Source organism: Pseudarthrobacter sp. 05T312, assembly GCF_056396685.1.
The window spans coordinates 53351-70829 of record NZ_JBFTLY010000017.1 but is presented as its reverse complement, the minus strand read 5'-3'; the positions used below and the strand labels follow the sequence as shown (position 1 = coordinate 70829).

16 protein-coding genes and 1 pseudogene are annotated in these 17479 nt (G+C 67.5%); 7 read left to right on the top strand and 10 right to left on the bottom strand.

What is annotated here, in order from left to right:
* Window positions 1–29: 29 nt before the first annotated feature.
* The 3 genes from AC1DIP_RS17735 to AC1DIP_RS17725 all read left to right on the top strand — a co-directional run bounded on the left by AC1DIP_RS17735 (window position 30) and on the right by AC1DIP_RS17725 (window position 3100).
* On the top strand, window positions 30–1379 hold the full coding sequence (locus AC1DIP_RS17735) for an MFS transporter (protein ID WP_477734536.1): 1350 nt from the start codon (window positions 30–32) through the stop codon (window positions 1377–1379).
* Complete coding sequence (locus AC1DIP_RS17730) at window positions 1376–2320, top strand: NAD(P)-dependent oxidoreductase (RefSeq protein ID WP_477734535.1); 945 nt, start codon at window positions 1376–1378, stop codon at window positions 2318–2320. Before AC1DIP_RS17735 ends, AC1DIP_RS17730 begins: the two co-directional genes overlap by 4 nt.
* A 144-nt stretch (window positions 2321–2464) precedes the next feature.
* Window positions 2465–3100, top strand: a complete 636-nt coding sequence (locus AC1DIP_RS17725; RefSeq protein WP_477734534.1) for an ANTAR domain-containing protein — start codon at window positions 2465–2467, stop codon at window positions 3098–3100.
* A 21-nt stretch (window positions 3101–3121) separates the two neighbouring features.
* Here AC1DIP_RS17725 and AC1DIP_RS17720 read toward each other — a convergent pair.
* A pseudogene (locus AC1DIP_RS17720) lies at window positions 3122–3985 on the bottom strand (sugar phosphate isomerase/epimerase family protein); the annotation flags it as partial.
* Window positions 3986–4023: 38 nt separating this feature from the next.
* Entirely contained in the window at window positions 4024–4413 is a 390-nt protein-coding gene (locus AC1DIP_RS17715; protein ID WP_476208337.1) for a CBU_0592 family membrane protein, read from the bottom strand.
* Window positions 4414–4669: 256 nt separating this feature from the next.
* Here AC1DIP_RS17715 and AC1DIP_RS17710 point away from each other — a divergent pair, with 256 nt between their 5' ends.
* The 3 genes from AC1DIP_RS17710 to AC1DIP_RS17700 all read left to right on the top strand — a co-directional run bounded on the left by AC1DIP_RS17710 (window position 4670) and on the right by AC1DIP_RS17700 (window position 8017).
* Window positions 4670–5119 carry a helix-turn-helix transcriptional regulator gene (locus tag AC1DIP_RS17710; protein WP_477734533.1) on the top strand — a complete coding sequence of 150 codons (450 nt, stop codon included), beginning with the start codon at window positions 4670–4672 and terminating at the stop codon, window positions 5117–5119.
* The gene (locus AC1DIP_RS17705; RefSeq protein ID WP_141158731.1) at window positions 5116–5535 is read left to right on the top strand and encodes a VOC family protein; all 420 of its coding nucleotides are present in this window, start codon (window positions 5116–5118) and stop codon (window positions 5533–5535) included. The genes AC1DIP_RS17710 and AC1DIP_RS17705 overlap by 4 nt, the downstream gene beginning before the upstream one ends.
* Before the next feature lie 94 nt (window positions 5536–5629).
* A complete protein-coding gene (locus tag AC1DIP_RS17700) occupies window positions 5630–8017 on the top strand; it encodes an ATP-binding cassette domain-containing protein (protein ID WP_477734532.1) in 2388 nt (795 codons plus the stop codon).
* Between the two features lie 33 nt (window positions 8018–8050).
* Here AC1DIP_RS17700 and AC1DIP_RS17695 read toward each other — a convergent pair whose 3' ends face one another.
* Complete coding sequence (locus AC1DIP_RS17695; protein ID WP_477734531.1) at window positions 8051–9025, bottom strand: alpha/beta hydrolase; 975 nt, start codon at window positions 9023–9025, stop codon at window positions 8051–8053.
* Between the two features lie 61 nt (window positions 9026–9086).
* Between AC1DIP_RS17695 and AC1DIP_RS17690 the strand changes: the two genes are divergently transcribed.
* A complete protein-coding gene (locus tag AC1DIP_RS17690; protein ID WP_477734530.1) occupies window positions 9087–9659 on the top strand; it encodes an MOSC domain-containing protein in 573 nt (190 codons plus the stop codon).
* A gap of 23 nt (window positions 9660–9682) precedes the next feature.
* Here the strand turns inward: AC1DIP_RS17690 and AC1DIP_RS17685 are convergent, their stop codons facing one another.
* The 7 genes from AC1DIP_RS17685 to AC1DIP_RS17655 all read right to left on the bottom strand — a co-directional run bounded on the left by AC1DIP_RS17685 (window position 9683) and on the right by AC1DIP_RS17655 (window position 17474).
* Window positions 9683–11212: an aldehyde dehydrogenase family protein gene (locus AC1DIP_RS17685; RefSeq protein WP_477734529.1), complete on the bottom strand. Its 1530-nt coding sequence runs from the start codon at window positions 11210–11212 to the stop codon at window positions 9683–9685.
* Entirely contained in the window at window positions 11209–11979 is a 771-nt protein-coding gene (locus AC1DIP_RS17680; RefSeq protein WP_477734528.1) for an HD domain-containing protein, read from the bottom strand. Before AC1DIP_RS17680 ends, AC1DIP_RS17685 begins: the two co-directional genes overlap by 4 nt.
* A 30-nt stretch (window positions 11980–12009) precedes the next feature.
* A complete protein-coding gene (locus AC1DIP_RS17675) occupies window positions 12010–13311 on the bottom strand; it encodes an NAD(P)/FAD-dependent oxidoreductase (RefSeq protein ID WP_477734527.1) in 1302 nt (433 codons plus the stop codon).
* Window positions 13312–13313: 2 nt separating this feature from the next.
* Window positions 13314–13634, bottom strand: a complete 321-nt coding sequence (locus tag AC1DIP_RS17670) for a 2Fe-2S iron-sulfur cluster-binding protein (RefSeq protein WP_286400767.1) — start codon at window positions 13632–13634, stop codon at window positions 13314–13316.
* A gap of 49 nt (window positions 13635–13683) precedes the next feature.
* Window positions 13684–14427 (bottom strand): SDR family oxidoreductase, encoded by a 744-nt coding sequence (locus AC1DIP_RS17665; RefSeq protein ID WP_476208323.1) that lies wholly within the window; start codon window positions 14425–14427, stop codon window positions 13684–13686.
* Window positions 14428–14464: 37 nt separating this feature from the next.
* Window positions 14465–16327: a PEP-utilizing enzyme gene (locus AC1DIP_RS17660; RefSeq protein WP_477734526.1), complete on the bottom strand. Its 1863-nt coding sequence runs from the start codon at window positions 16325–16327 to the stop codon at window positions 14465–14467.
* Window positions 16328–16394: 67 nt separating this feature from the next.
* Entirely contained in the window at window positions 16395–17474 is a 1080-nt protein-coding gene (locus AC1DIP_RS17655; RefSeq protein ID WP_476208319.1) for a PEP/pyruvate-binding domain-containing protein, read from the bottom strand.
* Window positions 17475–17479: the final 5 nt, after the last annotated feature.

Sequence of the window (17479 nt, the reverse complement as noted above, 5' to 3'; positions counted from 1 at the left end):
GGGCCTGGAGTGCATTAGAGGGAGTTTTCGTGACAACTCGTACTAACTCACCGCAGGCCACCACGGACGGCGCCACCGTCGATCCGGACCAGCTGCGAAGGGCAACTCTTGCCAGCTCCGTAGGGTCCGCCCTGGAGTACTACGACTTCTACATCTACGGCCTGGCCTCGGCCCTGATCTTCGGCCCGCTGTTCTTCGCGCCGCTCGGCGAGAGCGGAGCCGTTATCGCCTCCTTCGCCACGTACGGCGTCGGATTCGCGGCACGGCCCTTCGGCGGCGTGGTCTTCGGCCACATCGGGGACCGCTTCGGCCGCAAGATGGTGCTGATCCTGACCATCGGCCTGATGGGCCTCTCCAGCTGCGCCATTGGCCTCCTGCCCACCTTCGACCAGGCGGGAATGCTGGGGGCGGTGCTCTTGGTGACGCTGCGCATCCTTCAGGGCCTGGGCGCCGGCGCCGAGCAGGCAGGCGCCACCACCCTGATCTCCGAGGTGGCCCCGCGCCGCCGTCGTGGTTTCTTCGCTTCGCTGCCCTTCGTGGGCATCCAGCTGGGCACCCTCCTGGGCGCCGGCACCTTTGCCCTGATGGCCCTGGCGGACAAGCAGGTCCTGCAGGGCTGGCTGTGGCGCGTTCCGTTCCTGGCCAGCATCATCCTGATCGCGATTGCCGTCTTCATCCGCCTCCGCCTCAAGGAGACCCCGGTCTTCCAGGAACTGGAGAAGCACAAGGCCGTGGTCAAGAACCCGGTGGGCCAGATCTGGAAGCACTCCAAGAAGAACGTGCTGGTAGGCATTGGCCTCCGCATGGGCGAAAACGGCAACTCGTCCATCTACTCCGCGCTGCTGGTGTCCTTCATCAGCATGCCGGCCGGCGTCTTTCCTGGCGACAAGTTCATCGGCCCCACCGGCCTGCTGATTGCCGCGGGCTTCGCAGCGGTCCTGGTTGTTGCCTTCGGCGCCCTCTCCGACCGCTTTGGCCGGGTCCCCGTGTACCGCTACGGCGCCCTCTTCCAGGCCGTCATCGCCCTGCCGGCCTTCTACCTGGTAACGCTCGGCAATGTGGCCCTGGTCTGGGTGGTCATGGTGGTGGGCATCGCCCTGGGCGTGCAGTCCATGCTTGGCCCGCAGTGCGCCCTGCTCCCGGAGCTCTTCGGCTCGCAGCACCGCTTCACCGGCGTTGCCCTGAGCCGTGAACTTTCCGCCGTACTGGCCGGCGGCTTCGCCCCGATGATCGGCGTTGCGCTGCTGGCGGCCACGAATCACTCCTGGCTGGTGCCCGCCCTGTACTCACTGGTCCTGGCGGGAATCTCGTTCGCCACCACGTTCTTCACTCCGGAAACCAACGGCCGCGACCTGGTGCTCGTGGAGGACGCCAAGTGACCATCGGCAAAGCCGCGCCGGCGGACCCTGCGCCCAAACGCGCGGGGTTCGTCGGGCTGGGGCTGATGGGGGCGCCGATGGCCGCCAACCTGCTCACGGCAGGGTGGCAGGTCACGGGCTGGAACCGCTCCCCCGCGGCCGTCATACGCCTGGAGGCGCTGGGCGGGGCGGGTGCCAGCCACGTTGCGGACCTCCGCGATGAACCCGTCATCATCTTCATGCTCCCCGATCTCCCTGTCATCGAGGACGCTGCGGCGGGCCTCCTTGAGGCGTGGCGGGCGGCACCGCCCGCACCGGGAACACTCGTTGTAGTGATGAGCAGCGTGTCGCCCGTTGCGGTGCAGGCCTTCGGGCTCGCTGTTGCAGAGGCCAGCGGCGGGAACGCCTCGGTGCTGGACGCCCCGGTCAGCGGCGGAACGGACGGAGCGCAACGGGGAACCCTGGCCATCATGGCCGGCGGGTCCCCGGAAGACTTCGTCCGCGCCCTCTCGGCCTTGGAGGCAATGGGGACATCCGTCCGCCGGCTGGGTGGCCTGGGTGCCGGCTCGCTGGCCAAGGCGTGCAACCAGCTGATCGTGGGAACCACGACGGCGGCACTCGCCGAGGCTGCCGAGCTTGCGGAACGCTCGGGCCTGGACGTCAGAGCCCTCTTCGAAATCCTGGCCGGCGGCCTCGCCGCCAGCAGGGTGCTGGAGCTGGTGGGCCCCCGGCTTGCGGCAAAGGATTACACGCCGACAGGGCCGGCGAAGTTCATGCACAAGGACCTGTCCTTCGTACTGGAAAGCGCCGCGACTGCCCACACCGCCGCACCGATGGCCTCCGCCGGCGTCGACCTGTACGCGGAACTGGTGGCGCAGGGCCTGGGCGACCAGGACCTGGCCGTGGTGCGGCAGGCGATCGCCAACCTGGGCACCGCCTCCCCGGGGGAGTCTCCGCACTGAGTCCACTGTTCGCCTGGCCCCGTTGAACCGGCGCTTTCCAACCCGCCCAGGCTGCGGTCCAAACCGCGGGACCTCTGCTATATTCTGGTGTTTTCAGGCTTGGGCGCAGGGGAGCCGGGCTACAGCACGTCGAACGGCCCTTTATTGAAACCAAGCAGCAGGAACCCAGACTCCGCGCAGGGTAACGTCCAGCACACTGATTTCCTCAACTGCCCCACCGGATTCGTTGAGTACTACTTCGCGGACGGAGTCTTCCGCTGGTCGGACGGGCTGTACCGCATCTACGGGTACGAACGGGGCGAGGTGGTCCCGACCATGGAGATGGTTCTTCCCCACGTCGAGCCCGAAGACCGGCCAAGGGTGCAGGCCTACTGGGACCATGTGTCCACCCAGGGCGGACCGTCATCGATCTACCTGTCCATCCGGGACCGCAAGGACCACCAGCACAAGCTGCTCTACTCCGCCGACTACATCATGGACGGAGACACCCCGATCGGCGTCTGGGGCGTGGTGGTGGACCTCACCACCTCAATCCATACGGACCGGCACCAGCTCGCCACCGAGGCGGTGGCTGCCTCTGCCCTCAACCGGGCGGTCATCGAACAGGCCAAGGGCATCCTCATGGGCCGCACCGGTGTCACCGCCGACCAGGCCTACAGGCTCATCAGCCAGCTGAGCCAGGACACAAACCGCAAGGTCTACTCTGTTGCCCAGGACATCGTGGACCGTGCCACCGTCCGCGCCGGGGATCCGGACGCCCAAAGCCACCCCCTGCTGTAACCGCAGGGAAGAACAGGCCTCCTACGCCGAAGTGGAGGCCAGCGACTCCCGCAGTGCCGCGTCCGCGTCACGCAGGACCTTGGCGGCGACCTGAAGGCCTTCGATCCGGCCGAGCGAGACATCCTCGTGCTCGATGTTGACCAGCATCTCCGGGTCCACTTCGTGCAGGGCCCGCAGGAACTCGGTCCAGTAGGCGGTGTCGTGGCCGCGGCCCAGGGCCACAAAGTCCCAGGCAGAGTTCCGCGGCCATTCGTTGGCCCATTCGTCCCCGCCCAGGTTGGTGCGGTCCTCGTCCGGTGACAACCGGCGGAAGCTGTTGTCCAGCACCCCGTACAGCGCGGCATTTTCCTTGTTGATGCGCACGTCCTTGGCGGCAGCCTGGAACACCAGGGGACCGAGTTCCCGGACCACGGCCACCGGGTCCATCTGCTGCCAGAAGAGGTGGCTGGCGTCCAGTTCCACACCCACGTGCGTGGCGCCCGTGAGCCCAATCAGCTTCCGGACGTCGGCGGTGTTGAACACCAGGTTCTGCGGGTGCAGTTCCAGGGCCACCTTGACGTCGAGTTCGCGCGCCAGCTGGTCGATCTCCTTCCAGAACGTGGCCGCGATCTCCCACTGGTAGTCCAGGACGTCCAGTGCGGCCGAGTTCCAGGCATTGACGATCCAGTTGAAAACGGTTGCCCCGGGCTCGCCGCCGGGCAGGCCGGACATGGTGACCACCCGGTCCTGGCCCAGCCGGTGGGCCAGCCTGATGGCGCGGCGGATGTCCTCGGCGTGCTTTTCCCCGATCTCCGGGTTCGGGTGCAGGGGGTTGCCGTTGCAGTTCAGGCCGGCAATGGAAACGCCTGTCCCCTCGAACAACGCCAGGTAGTCATCACGCGCCGCGAGCTTTGGAGCGCCGGGCTGGGACCGCCGCTGTCCGCCTAGAGGGCCAGCCGCGGACCATCCGCCAGGACGGGCGCGGAACCGACCACGGGCAGGGCATCGGTGAATGCCTCGACGACGGCCAGCTGGCCAGTGGAGTCCGGGACGCCGGGGTACTGGACATGCGCAACCTCAGCCGGCTCGGCGGCAGCTTCCTCCGACCGCATGCGGACCAGTGCCACCGCAGAGATCAGGAACCAGGCGATATTGGTGACCACTGAGGGCCAGGCGCCGTGGAGTGTCCCGTTGATGATGAAGGCAACCGAGCCGAACAGGTTGGCCGTCTGGAAGCCCTTCCCGGCCTTCAGCCACCCCATGGACACGGCCAGATATGCACTGAGAATCGCAACAGCGCCTGCCCAGCCGGCAATTTCCCACAGCAGTTCCATGGCGTCCTTCCAAGGTGATGCCTGCGCAGTATCCGGGCAGGGCTGAAGAGGTGGTTCAAGGTTGGGTTTCGCCGGATGCCGTTCCGTGGGAACCTGCATCATCCAGCTCTGCGTTGACTCGAGCCCTTTCGGGCGAGGACCTCTTACGCTGGCCGGCGGCATAATCATATCCTGCGCCGGGACACGGCTTTTACCGCCGAAACGTGATACTCCCCACGTCTGGACAAGGCCCGCTCAGCGTAGCACGATCGAAGCTGTGACCAGCAGTCCCGCACCCGATCCCTACCTCCGTGAACTCACCCAGCTGAGGCGCGTCAAAGACCGGATGGACCGCGAATATTCCCAGCCGCTGGACGTCGAATCCCTTGCCAGGGATGTCCATATGTCGGCCGGCCATTTCAGCCGCCGCTTCAAGCTGGCCTACGGCGAATCCCCCTACAGCTACCTCATGACCCGCAGGATCGAGCGGGCCATGACGCTGCTCCGCAAAGGCGACCTCAGCGTCACCGAGGTGTGCTTCGCCGTCGGCTGTTCCTCGCTGGGCACCTTCAGCACCCGCTTCAGCGAACTGGTGGGCATGGCGCCGAGCGTCTACAAGCAGGAGGCAGCGGAGTCGACGGCGGGGATCCCGGCCTGCGTGGCGAAACAGGTCACCAGACCGGTCAGGAATCGAGAAGCGCCGGCCCGTGAGCCGTCACTAGCATGACTGACATGGACATCAACATTTCTTCCACCTTCCTTCCCGCCACCGATCCGGACGCGTCCCTCGCCTTTTACCGGGACGCGCTCGGCTTCGAAATCCGCAACGACGTGGGCCGAGGCACCATGCGTTGGATCACCGTGGGCCCCGCCGGTCAGAAGGACGTCTCCATCGTCCTGCACCCGCCGGCAGTGGACCCGGGCATCACCGAGGACGAGCGCCGCACCATCACCGAGATGATGGCCAAGGGCACCTACGCCACCATCGTCCTGTCTTCCCCCAACGTGGACGCTGCGTTCGCCAAGGTGGAGGCAACCGGCGCGGACGTCGTCCAGGAACCCATCGACCAGCCTTACGGCATCCGGGACTGCGCCTTCCGCGACCCCGCCGGCAACACGGTCCGGATTAACCAGCAGCCTTAGGCATATAAACAAGCACGTATATAACGGACGACGCCGGAACGGGGCTGCCAGCGCAGCTCCGCTTCGGCGCCGCTCCAGGAAGAAGGGGGACACCTTGAGCACGGAAGCAGATACGGAAACCACCCAGGCGGCGCACGTTGCCGACAGCCACGACCTGATCCGGGTGCAGGGCGCACGGGAAAACAACCTGAAGGACGTGAGCCTGGAGCTGCCCAAACGCCGCCTGACCGCGTTCACGGGCGTCTCCGGCTCAGGGAAGAGTTCCCTGGTGTTCGCCACCATCGCCGCCGAATCACAGCGGATGATCAACGAAACCTACAGCGCCTTCGTCCAGGGGTTCATGCCCAGCCTGGCCAGGCCTGACGTGGACCGGCTGGAAGGCCTGACCACGGCCATCATCGTGGACCAGGAGCGTATGGGGGCCAACCCGCGCTCCACCGTGGGCACAGCCACCGACGCCAACGCCATGCTCCGTATCCTCTTCAGCCGGCTGGGGAAGCCGTATGTCGGGCCGCCCACCGCATTCTCCTTCAACGTGCCCACCCGCAAGGCCAGCGGCATCATGAGCACCGAGAAGGGCGGCCGGGTGGAAAAGAACGTGGTCCGCCAGGTGACCTACCTGGGCGGCATGTGCCCGCGCTGCGAGGGCATGGGGAACATCAGCGACATCGACCGGACCGCCCTGTACGACGACTCGAAGTCCCTTTCCGAAGGCGCGCTCACCGTTCCCGGCTACTCCATGGATGGCTGGTACGGCCGCCTCTTCGAGGGCATGGGCCTGCCCATGGACAAGCCCATCGCCAAATTCACGGCCAAGCAGCTGGACACGATGCTGTACGCCGAGCCCACCAAGATCAAGGTGGAAGGCGTCAACCTCACGTTCGAGGGCGTAATCCCCAAGATCCAGAAGTCCATGCTCTCCAAGGACGTGGAGGCCATGCAGCCGCATGTGAAGCGGTTCGTGGAGCGTGCCGTCACGTTCGCCACCTGCCCGGACTGCGGCGGAACGCGGCTCACGCCGGAGGTGCTCAACTCGCGGATCAACGGCAAGAACATCGCGGACCTGTGCACCATGCAGATCAGCGACCTGGCGCAGTGGGTCCGCGGCCTGGACGAACCATCAGTCCGGCCGCTGCTCGCCGGGCTGCGGGACCTGCTGGATTCGTTCGCCGAGATCGGCCTGGGCTACCTGTCGCTGGACCGGCCGGCGGGTACCCTCTCCGGGGGCGAGGCGCAGCGGACCAAGATGATCCGGCACCTGGGCTCCTCCCTGACCGATGTCACTTACGTTTTCGATGAGCCGAGCATCGGCCTGCACCCGCACGACATCGAACGGATGAACACGCTCCTGCTGCAGCTGCGGGACAAAGGCAACACCGTCCTGGTGGTGGAGCACAAACCGGAGATGATCGCCATCGCCGACCACGTCGTCGACCTCGGTCCCAAGGCCGGCACCGCCGGCGGCGAGATCGTGTACGAGGGCGATGTGGACGGGCTGCGTTCCAGCGGCACCATCACCGGCCGGCACCTGGACGACCGCGCCCGCCTGAAGGATTCCTTCCGGAACGCCACGGGCGCCCTGGAGGTCCGTGGCGCGTCGACCAACAACCTGCAGGACGTCGACGTTGATGTGCCGCTGGGCGTGCTCTGCGTAGTGACGGGCGTGGCCGGGTCCGGCAAGAGCTCCCTCATCCACGGCTCGCTGGCAAAGCGCGAAGGCGTGGTCGTCATCGACCAGGGGGCTATTAAGGGCTCACGGCGGAGCAATCCGGCCACCTACACGGGGCTGCTGGAGCCCATCCGGAAGGCGTTCGCCAAGGCCAACGGCGTGAAGCCGGCACTGTTCAGCTCGAATTCCGAGGGCGCCTGCCCCACCTGCAACGGCGCCGGGGTGATCTTCACCGAACTGGGCGTCATGGCCACCGTGGAGTCCACCTGCGAAGACTGCGAGGGCCGCCGCTTCCAGCCCGCCGTCCTCGAATACACCCTGGGCGGCCAGAACATTGCGGACGTCCTGGACATGTCCGTGGACGCGGCATTGGCCTACTTTGCCGAGGGTGACGCCAAAACGCCCGCCGCGCACAAGGTCCTGGAACGCCTGGCGGATGTGGGCCTGGGCTACATTTCACTGGGCCAGCCGCTGACCACCCTGTCCGGCGGCGAGCGCCAGCGGCTGAAGCTGGCCACCCAGATGGCTGAGTCCGGGGATGTCTACATCCTTGATGAGCCCACGGTGGGTTTGCACCTGGCGGACGTGGAACAGCTGCTGGGGCTCCTGGACCGGCTGGTCGACTCCGGGAAGTCCGTCATCGTCATCGAGCACCACCAGGCGGTGATGGCGCACGGCGACTGGATCATCGACATCGGACCGGGGGCAGGGCACGACGGCGGCAGGATTGTCTTCGAGGGCACCCCGGCTGACCTGGTGGCCGGCCGGGCCACGCTCACCGGCCAGCATCTGGCGGCCTACGTCGGGGCATAAAGCGGACGGCTGGCCCCTGCTTGGGACGCTGCGTCAGCGGCTGCCCGGCAGCTGACCCAGGAAGCTGACGGTGGCGGTGCCAATCTGCTGCTGGGCGCCGCCGCGGCTGATGCCGGGGTCGCCGTCGCCCGGTTGTGCGCCGTAGTCACCGAAGAAAGCGTGCACTCCGCCCTGCACGGCGATGAACTCGGTGTCCGCCGGCAGGAGGTCCCTGGAGGCCTGGATCTTCTCCGGCGTGCTGAGGCCATCCTTGGTCCCGGAGACGGACAGCACTGCCAGGCCAGCCCGTCCCCGCAGCGATTCCACCGGGTAGGAGGCATACAGGACCAGCCCGGAAATGTCCGTGTTGTGGAGGGCGAATGATGAGGCCGCCACCCCACCCAGGGAGTGGCCGCCCACCGCCCAGCTGGTGATGTCCGGGTTGTCCTGGATGGCACTGCGGGCCTGGTTGCCGTCCAGCAGGCTGAGCCCGAGCGGCTCCTTCAGGATAACCACCCGGTACCCGGCGCCCACCACGGGGCCCAGGACGTCCTGGTAGGCCCGGGCATCCACGCGCGCGCCCGGGTAGAAGACCAGCCCCCTGGTGGTCCTGGCCCCCTCGGGCGACATGGTGATGGCGGTGCTGGTTTCGCTGACGGTGAGGTCCGACGCCGGTCCGGCCTCCGCCGTCGGCCCCGGCTGGTAGGCGAAGGGGTTGAGCCAGGCGAGCCCGGCGGCAACCGCCAGGACGGCCAGCCTGCCGGCCCACGCGCCGATGGCGCGCACCCGCGCGCGGGGCCGGGGGACATCGCGGCGGCGCCAGAGCAGGACTGCCCAGCCAACACCAGTGGCGGCAGCGGCCAGCAGGATGCCCGGCAGCAGCGGGTGGCCGCCCAGAACGGCGGGGTTGCCTGCCAGCATCCACAGCGCAACCCCCATCAGGGCGGTAGCGCAAGCCACTGATGCCCAGAACAGGGCCGTCCGTTTCCTGGGCGGCGCACTGGCTTGGCCGGCCGGTGAGGTCTTCATGGTTCCTGATCCTTCCATCCGGCGGCAGGATTTCAATGCCGGGCTGGCCTACGCTGGCCGTATGCCCGAAAAGTTCCGGTACGACGTCGAGATCCTGCACCTGCTGGTATCCCCCGCGCATGCTTACTTTGGCCGAGCCCGTGACGGCGCCGCCAACGTTCCCACCACTGATGCTCCGCAGGCTGAAGTGGTGGCCGGCAAGGGCATCGCGGGCGACCGGTTCTTCGGCAACGCCGCGCACATGGATGCTGCGGTGACCCTGTTCGCCGTCGAATCCCTTGAAGCCATCGCCGCAGAGTTGGGCGCGGCGCCGTTCGATCCGCTGCTGACCCGCCGGAACGTGGTGCTGCGCGGAGCCCAGCTGGCGCCGCTGCTGGGGCATGACTTCGTGCTGGAATCCGGCGGCTCCTCGGTGACCCTGCACGGCGGCCGGCACGCCCAGCCCTGCGCGTGGATGAACGAAATGCTCGCCCCCGGCGCCCATCCGGCCATGCGCGGCCGCGGGGGTATCCGCTGCCGGGCCGTCTCCAGCGGATTCCTGCATAGGGGTCCTGCCGTGCTGGTCAGCCCGGTGCCGCTGGACCCTGCTCAGGCAGGCGAGGCGAGCGTCCTCCGGCCCTCGCGGCTGCCGTAGCAGGCGCCCGGCCGGACGGGCCCCTACCGTTTCCGGTGGATGGACTTGTAGCTCAGGTAGGCGTTGAGGCCCTCGATCCCGTACTCGGTGCCCAGCCCGGAGTCGTGCCGGCCGCCGAACGGGGCGGAGTGGTTGGAGGCGAAGAAGTTCAGTCCCACCGATCCCGTGTCCATCCGGTCCGCCACGGCGAGCGCGGCGTCCTCGTCCCGGCCAAACACCAGGCCGCCCAGTCCGAACTCGGTGTTGTTCGCCAGTGCCACTGCCTCCTCGACGCTGCCGCCGGCGTCGTTGTATTTGAGGATGGTGATCACCGGCCCGAAGATCTCCTCCCGGGCTATCCGCATGTCCGGGGTGACGTCAGCGAACACCGTGGGCTCAATGAAGTAGCCGTCCTCCAGCCCTCCGGCCAGCGACGCAGCGCGTCCTCCGGTGGTGGCCCGGGCACCTTCAGCCAGCCCGGACTCGACGTATTCCATGACCGTCCGGTACTGCGCTTCGGTGGCGCAGGGGCCAAACACCGTGTCCGGATCCAGGGGGTCGCCCTGCTTCCCGGCGGCGATGGTGGCCGTGACCATGTCCACCACCTCGTCGTACCGGCTGGCCGGGGCCAGGATGCGGGTGGAGATGTAGCAGGTCTGGCCGGTGTTGCGCATGGAGGACTTGACCAGCACCCGGGACATGGCGTCCAGGTCCGCGTCCGGCAGCACGATCGCGCTGGACTTGCCGCCCAGCTCCAGCGTGACCGGGCGCAGCAGCTCACCGCAGGCGGCGGCGATCTTCCGGCCCACGGGCGTGGAGCCGGTGAATGCCACCTTGGCCACCCCGGGGTGCTTGACCAGGACGTCGCCCAGCCGGCCGGAGCCGGTGACCAGGTTGACGACGCCGGCGGGGACGCCTGCTGCGGCGATGGCATCGATAATGACCCGGATGGACAGCGGGGTAGGCGACGCCGGTTTGATCACCACGGTGCAGCCGGCCAGCAGCGCCGGTGCCAGCTTGATCATCACCAGGTTGATGGGAAAGTTCCACGGGGCGATCAGGGCGCAGACGCCCAGGGGATCGCGCCGCACCACGGATTCGCCGCCGCCGCGGGGGAAGGGACGGACGTCCTCCTGTTCCAGGTATCCGGCCAGGGTGGCGAAGTAGCGCAGGATCCCGGCGGCGTTGGCGGCGGCGCCTGAGGATTCGGCCACCGGGGATCCGTTCTCCCGGGAATTGGTCAGGGAGAGTTCGTCGGCGCGCTTCACCACTTCATCGGCGATCCGGAGCAGGTAGGCGGCCCGCTCGGACGGCGCCAGCCGGGGCCATTCGCCGTCGAAAGCCTGTTGGGCGGAGCCGACGGCAGCGTCCACGTCCTCCGGCGTGCCGTCGGGGACCGAGCCCCAGACTTCGCCGGTGGCGGGGTCGGTCACCGGGTTCCGGCCGGTGCCCCGGGAGGGCTGCCAGGCGCCGTCGACGTAGATGGTGTCCACGTGGGTGTGCGGCAGGGCCAGGCCGGACCGCGTGGCCAGGGCCGGTGCGCCCGCCGGTGCGTCATGCGTGGCGGAGGTCATCGGATTACCGCCGTCTTCAGCAGGGCGTTGGACCTGGCTAGGTCCGCGGTGGCCATCTCGAGGGCGGCCCCGGTGATGAGCTCGGGGATGATCTCGGCAGCCAGCCGGTCCGTGTAAGTGGCGGGATCCATGCCGAACCAGGAAGAGGCCAGGGCGATGCCGGCGTGGTCGAACCGCCATAGCCTGTCGGCGTCACGCATCAGCGCGTCCTCGAGGGAGCGGGCCACGGGCCTGGTGTCGTGGCCGTCGATGATTGCGCAGACCTGCTCCACGAATCTGGGGGCATAGCCCAGGCCGGGAAGGACCCGGCGGGCCACGTCGCAGCCCTGCTTTTCGTGCTCATAGCGGATGGTGGCCTTGCGCCAGTCCCCCGTGAACCCTTCCGAGAGGATCCGGGACTCATCCACGTGGGCCCAGCCGGTGTCATGCAGCAGCGTGGCCACCCGCACCAGTTCCGCATCCGCCTCCGGGTAGGCGCGGCACAGCCGTTCGGCGAAGGCAAGGGAGATGGGCAGGTGGATGTCGTTGCCGCGGGTCCGGGTCTCGTGGACCACGGCCTTCCAGAGCGCGTCGAGCGAGTCCAGGGCCGCGGGGGTGCCGGCAATGGGAGTGGTGTCCACGGGTCCTGCGGCGGGGATGGGGCGGACGCTGTATTCGGCGGCGAAGGCATCGGCCAGGGCGTCGCCCGTGTCCGGTGCGGTGCCGGGGGCGCTGCCGGCGGCAATGCCGGGCTCCGCCGGGGCAAACGGCGTCTTGGGGGTGCTCATAATGCTCCTTCGGGTTGGCTGGCCTGGCGGCTAGCTGTCCGTGGTGATGGTCTTGAGTTGGGTGCCGGGGTCAGCGGCGGCCTCGGCCGGAATGTTGAGGCCCTTGGCGAGCGCGTTCTTGACGGCCATGAAGTCCAGCGGCGCGTTGACGCAGTCCGCGGCGATGATGCGGCCCTGGCGGTAGTAGAGGACGCTGAATTTTCCGCGTTCCCGGTCGTTCCGGACCACCGTCCGGTCGTAGCCGTTGCACAGGCCGGCGATCTGCAGCTTGAGGTCCGCCTGGTTGGACCAGAACCACGGGATTCCGGCGTACTCCTCGCGCCGTCCGGTCAGGGAATACGCGGCCACCTTGGCGTGCTCGATGGCGTTGTTGACGCTTTCCAGCCGGATCCGTTCCCCGGGCTCGGAGCCGGGAACGGGGTTGGGCATGTTGGCGACGTCCCCCACCGCCACCGTGGTGCCGTCGGAGGCCAGCGCGAACCGGTCCACCACCACGCCGTTGTCCACGGCCAGGCCCAGCTGTTCCGCCAGTTGGGTGTTGGGAATGACACCGATGCCGATCAGGACGATCTGTGCCGGCTGTACCGTCCCGTCCTGGAGCTCGACGGCGGCAACCCGGGTGCCGCCGTCGTCAGCGGTGAAGCGCGCCGCACTGGTGTTGAGCCGGATGTCGAGGCCGCGGGAGCGGTGGGCCTGCAGGAAGTATTCGGCGGTTTCCTCCCCGACGGCCCTGCCCACCAGCCGCGGCCCGAACTCGAGCACGGTGACATTTTTCCCCATCTTCTGCAGGCTGGACGCGGCCTCGAGGCCGATGAACCCGCCGCCGATCACCACCACATCCGTGGCGTCGCCCACTCTTGCCTTCAGGGCCAGGGCGTCGTCGGCGTTGCGGAGGTAGAGCACACCGTCCAGGCCGCTGCCCTCGATCTCCAGTTTCCGGGCGCGGGCGCCTACAGTGAGGGCCAGCCGCTTGAACGGAAACTCCCGGCCCGAGGACGCATGTGCCACTCCGGAGCCGTCCGCTTCCTTGTCGATCCGGACGATGTATTCGCCTTTGACCAGGTCCACGTTGTGCTCGGCCCAGTAGTCGTTGGACCGGAAGATGAGGGATTCGCTTTCCACGGTGCCCTGCAGGAACTCCTTGGACAGCGCCGGCCGCTGGTAGGGCCGGTGGTCCTCGTCCCCCAGCAGGGTGATGTGTTCGTCGAAGCCGAGCGCCCGGAGCGATACGGCCAGCTGCACGCCGGACTGGCTGGCGCCGATGATCAGGAGCCCGGTCCTGGTGGGGACCGTGGCCGTTCCGGCTTCCTGCTCCACTGCCTGCGTTCCCATGGCTACACCTGGGTTTCGGGGGTGGTGACGAACAGTTCGAGCTCCTCGGTCAGGCGGAGCTGGCAGGACAGCCGGGAGTTGTCCTCACGGTCCACGGCGGTGCCGTAGAGCATCTCGTCCTCCATGTCCTCCATGGGAGGAAGTTGCGAAGCGCAGTCCTCGCGGACGAAGACGTGGCAGGTGGCGCAGGACAGCGAGCCGCCGCATTCGGCCACGATGCCGGGGACGCCGTTGCGCACCGCGGTTTCCATGACCGAATCGCCTGCATTGCCTTCGACGTCCCGGACGGTGCCTTCTGCGTCGGTGAAGTGAACCGTTGGCATTGTGGTCCTCCTTGGTTGAAGTTGGTTGGGTGGTGGCGGGGGTGGCCGGTCAGATGAACTGCCGGCCGCCGTCCACCACCATGGTCTGGCCGGTGTAGTAGGAGCTGTCCGGCCCGGCGAGGAACAGGGCGGCGCCCACGATGTCCTCGGGCTGGCTGGCGCGCTTGATGGCCCCGCGGTCCACGCCGTAGTTCTCGGCGTTTTCCATGAGCCCGTAGCTGGCTTCGGTGAGCGTGAACCCCGGGGCGATGGCGTTCACCGTGATCCCCCGTCGGCCCAGTTCCTTGGCCATGACCCGGGTGAGTGCCACCACCCCGCCCTTGGAGGCGACGTAGTGCGCCCATTGCTCGGAGCCGCTGAAGATCGTGGCGCTGGAGAGGTTGATGACGCGGCCGCCTTCGGCCAGGTAGGGGCTCGCGGCGCGGGTCACCAGCCAGGGTCCCTTGAGGTTGACGTTCATCACCAGGTCCCACTCGGCCGGATCGATGTCCTCGAAGCGGCTGCGGGTCACCCCCGCGTAGACCGCCGCGTTGTTGAGGACGACGTCGATGCGCCCGTTTCCGAACTCCGCGCAGCTTGCGGCGAGCTGCTCCGTGGAGTCCAGGTCGGTCACGTCGGCGGCGAAGGCAGCGGCGCGGGCGCCGGCTTCCCGGACCAGCTTGGCGGTCTGCTCAGCACCTTCGAGGTTGATGTCGGCCACCGCCACTCGGTAGCCGCGGCCGGCGAAGCCGAGCGCAAACGCCCTTCCCAGCCCGCCGGCGGCTCCCGTGATGAGGACCGTTCTTTCATTCATGCCCTCAGTGGAATATTCTCCTGAGGGCATGTCCAGATCAGACATGGCTGTGGCTGTGGGCGCCGGGGCCGGCAACCACAAGGTCGTCCTCGGCGTCCAGGATCTGGACCGTGCCCTTGGTGCCGTCCACCCGCAGCCGCTGGCCGGTCTTGATGGTGGTTGACCCGGAGCCCGTTCCGGTCACGGCCGGCAGTCCGTATTCACGGCACACGATCGCGGCGTGGCTCATCATGCCGCCGATGTCCGTGACGGTTGCGCTGATCTTGCCGAAGATAGGTCCCCAGGAGGGCGCCGTCACCGTAGCCACCAGGATCTCGCCCTGCTGAACCTCGGAGAGCTGGTCGGCGTCAGTGACCACACGGGCCAGGCCTTCCACCACGCCGGGCGAGGCGGCCATGCCGCGGAGTCCGCCGCCTTCCACTTCTTCGCCCGCTCCCAGCCACTGCTGGACCTGCTCGGTGGTGATGCCCCAGAGCATCCTGGTGAAGGGTTCGGTGATGGAGGCCGGCGGGGTGTTCAGGGCCGGCGCGGGGCGGGCGGTCTTGAGGGCGTCCACGATGCCGCGGCGGCGTTCGATCTCCTCGGGCCAGTAGTCGGGGCCTATGGGCTTGGCGCCCACGCCCCAGCCGGTGACCAGGTCGAAGAGGGCGTCGCGGACCTCATTGCGGCCCAGGTAGAGCAGGTCGTCCGGCTGGGTCCAGAAACCCTCGGCATGCATCATGCGGGAGAGTTCGCGGATCTTGCGCCAGAAGACGCCCATGGTCCAGTGCTCGATGTAGAAGTTGTGGTTCTCCACGTAGGGGTAGGCGGTGGCGGCGAGGCCGCGCTTGGCGTCGAAGACTGCCTGGTTGTCGCCTTCGAGGAGGTCCCGGTATTCCTCGATGATGCGGTCGCGTTCGGCGATGAGGGCCTCGACGGGACGCATGATCTCCTGGCCTTCGTCCACGCGCCGGATGTAGTCGGCGATGTAGCCCAGCGGGATTTCCTGGTTCACGTTCCAGTACTTGTCGTGGCCGTAGAAGCCGTTGCCCACGGTGAAGTTGAACCACGGGTCCTTGGCACCTTCGTACTGGGCCAGCCAGCGGTCCCCGCCCGGGGCGGCGGCGATGGCACCCAAAGTAGCCTCGACGTCGTCCGTGTTTCCAAAGTGGGGCTGCAGGCCCAGCTCGACGGCGAGCTTGGCGAGCTGCTTGAGCTCGTCATCGGGGCGGAACAGTTCCATGTCCACGCCCTGAACCATGCTGGCGATCGACTGGTCCGGGATGTTGGGGAAGACCTGCTTGCAGAAGTTGAAGAAGTCCAGGTAGGCGATGTAACCCAGGTTGAGGAACTCGAAGTGGTACTGCCAGTTCTGGTAGGCCAGCTGGATGAGCCGGTCGTAGCTTTCCAGAAGCTTCTCGGAGCCGTCTTTGCCCTTGCCGGAGGTGATGTCCTCGAGCGGGACCATGTCCGGCAGCTTGGGGAAAGAGATGGTTTCCATCTCGGCGATGGTGCCCTTGACCTTGACGTGCCAGTCCTTGAGCAGCTGCTCCCAGTTCTGGAAGTAGTGGCCGACGCGCTGCTCGAACAGCGGCACGCGGTCGGCGATCTGGTCCTCCGGGACGGGAATGGGGGACATGTAGAGGTATCCCAGGTGGATGCGGAACTCGATGCCGTTGGCGTTGGGGATCATGAGGTGCCGGGCGTTGTACTGGCCCAGGCACTTGACCGCGAATTCGCCGCCGATGGTCTCGAAGGGCTTGAACACGGTGGGCCAGTGCTGGCTGTCGCAGAACCAGAACTTGGCGTCCTCCCGCTCCTTGAGCTTGTCCTGGAACACCAGGTAGTAGGGGTAGATCTTTTCCCAGCCTTCGGCCCCGGCGGGAACCGGCAGTTCGGAGGGCTTGGGGAACGACTTCATGGACATGGCGGTCCTTTCAGGAGGGCTCGGCGGTGAGCCTTGGTGGGGGTGAAGCCTCGGATGGGGGTCAGGCAGTCGGTTTGAGCGCGGGGGTGCTCAGTCCGGAGAAGTAGCCGCCGGTGACGACGGGCTGGGGTGCGGTCACCGGTGCGGGCTTGGAGGAGTGGACCGTCTCCGGCCGGGACTGCAGGAGGAGCAGGTTTTCGCCGTCGGGGAGATCCGCGTCGAGGGCCCACTCAATGTCCTGGGGGCACTTGTAGTGCTTCTCGGCCCGCTTGGCCATCTGGGCGACGGCGGTGAGCTCGGCGTCGGTGAGGCTGCGGCGGCCCCGGCGTTCGTCGTCGACCTCGCGTTCCACCAGGCCCTTGGCGCCGGCGTCCGGGACCAGTTCGGCGTGCTTGTCGCCCAGGTGTTCGGTGACGACGGCGAGGGTCACCTTGTCCAGCACGATGTTGTCCGGGGTGACCTGGCCGGAGACCACCATCTCGCCCACGCCGTAGGAGGAATCGATGGTGATCTTGGACCGGTCGCCGTTGGTGGGGTCCATGGTGATCGCCACGCCGGAGACCTTCGAGTTGACCATCTTCTGCACCACGACGGCCATGGAGAGGCCTTCGTTGGGGATGCTGTTCTTGAGCCGGTAGATGATGGCGCGGGAGGTGTAGAGCGAAGCCCAGCACTGGCGGATGTGGTCGGTGACTGCCTTGACCCCGTCCAGCCAGAGGTAGGTGTCCTGCTGCCCGGCGAAGGACGCGTCCGGAAGGTCCTCGGCGGTGGCGCTGGAGCGCACTGCCACGGGGACAGGGGCGTCGAAGCGTCCCATCAGGGATTGGTAGGCGGCGATGGTCATGCTGCGCAGTTCTTCGGGCACGGGGCGGGAGCAGATGTCCTCGCGGATGGCCGCGGACACCTGGTCCACCTGCCGGGTGTCCTTTGGGTCCAGGCCGGCGAGCAGTTCGTGGATCTTCGCCGTGATGCCGGCTTCGTCCATGAAGGCATCGAACTGGGCGGTGGTGACGACGAAGCCGGGCGGAACGGGCATGCCGGCGGAGGTCATGGTAACCAGGGACGCTCCCTTGCCGCCGAGGTTTTCAAGCTTCGGCTCGATGCCGCCGTCGAAGAACTGGACATAATCGTTGCTTTGCATGGTGT

Bases quoted from the DNA above. Each gene is read 5' to 3' on its own strand.
- AC1DIP_RS17715 (WP_476208337.1), bottom strand. From the start codon at position 4,413: ATGGAACTGCTGTGGGAAATTGCCGGCTGGGCAGGCGCTGTTGCGATT.
- AC1DIP_RS17705 (WP_141158731.1), top strand. From the start codon at position 5,116: ATGACTGACATGGACATCAACATTTCTTCCACCTTCCTTCCCGCCACC.
- AC1DIP_RS17695 (WP_477734531.1), bottom strand. From the start codon at position 9,025: ATGAAGACCTCACCGGCCGGCCAAGCCAGTGCGCCGCCCAGGAAACGG.
- AC1DIP_RS17690 (WP_477734530.1), top strand. From the start codon at position 9,087: ATGCCCGAAAAGTTCCGGTACGACGTCGAGATCCTGCACCTGCTGGTA.
- AC1DIP_RS17685 (WP_477734529.1), bottom strand. From the start codon at position 11,212: ATGACCTCCGCCACGCATGACGCACCGGCGGGCGCACCGGCCCTGGCC.
- AC1DIP_RS17680 (WP_477734528.1), bottom strand. From the start codon at position 11,979: ATGAGCACCCCCAAGACGCCGTTTGCCCCGGCGGAGCCCGGCATTGCC.
- AC1DIP_RS17675 (WP_477734527.1), bottom strand. From the start codon at position 13,311: ATGGGAACGCAGGCAGTGGAGCAGGAAGCCGGAACGGCCACGGTCCCC.
- AC1DIP_RS17670 (WP_286400767.1), bottom strand. From the start codon at position 13,634: ATGCCAACGGTTCACTTCACCGACGCAGAAGGCACCGTCCGGGACGTC.
- AC1DIP_RS17665 (WP_476208323.1), bottom strand. From the start codon at position 14,427: ATGAATGAAAGAACGGTCCTCATCACGGGAGCCGCCGGCGGGCTGGGA.
- AC1DIP_RS17660 (WP_477734526.1), bottom strand. From the start codon at position 16,327: ATGAAGTCGTTCCCCAAGCCCTCCGAACTGCCGGTTCCCGCCGGGGCC.
- AC1DIP_RS17655 (WP_476208319.1), bottom strand. From the start codon at position 17,474: ATGCAAAGCAACGATTATGTCCAGTTCTTCGACGGCGGCATCGAGCCG.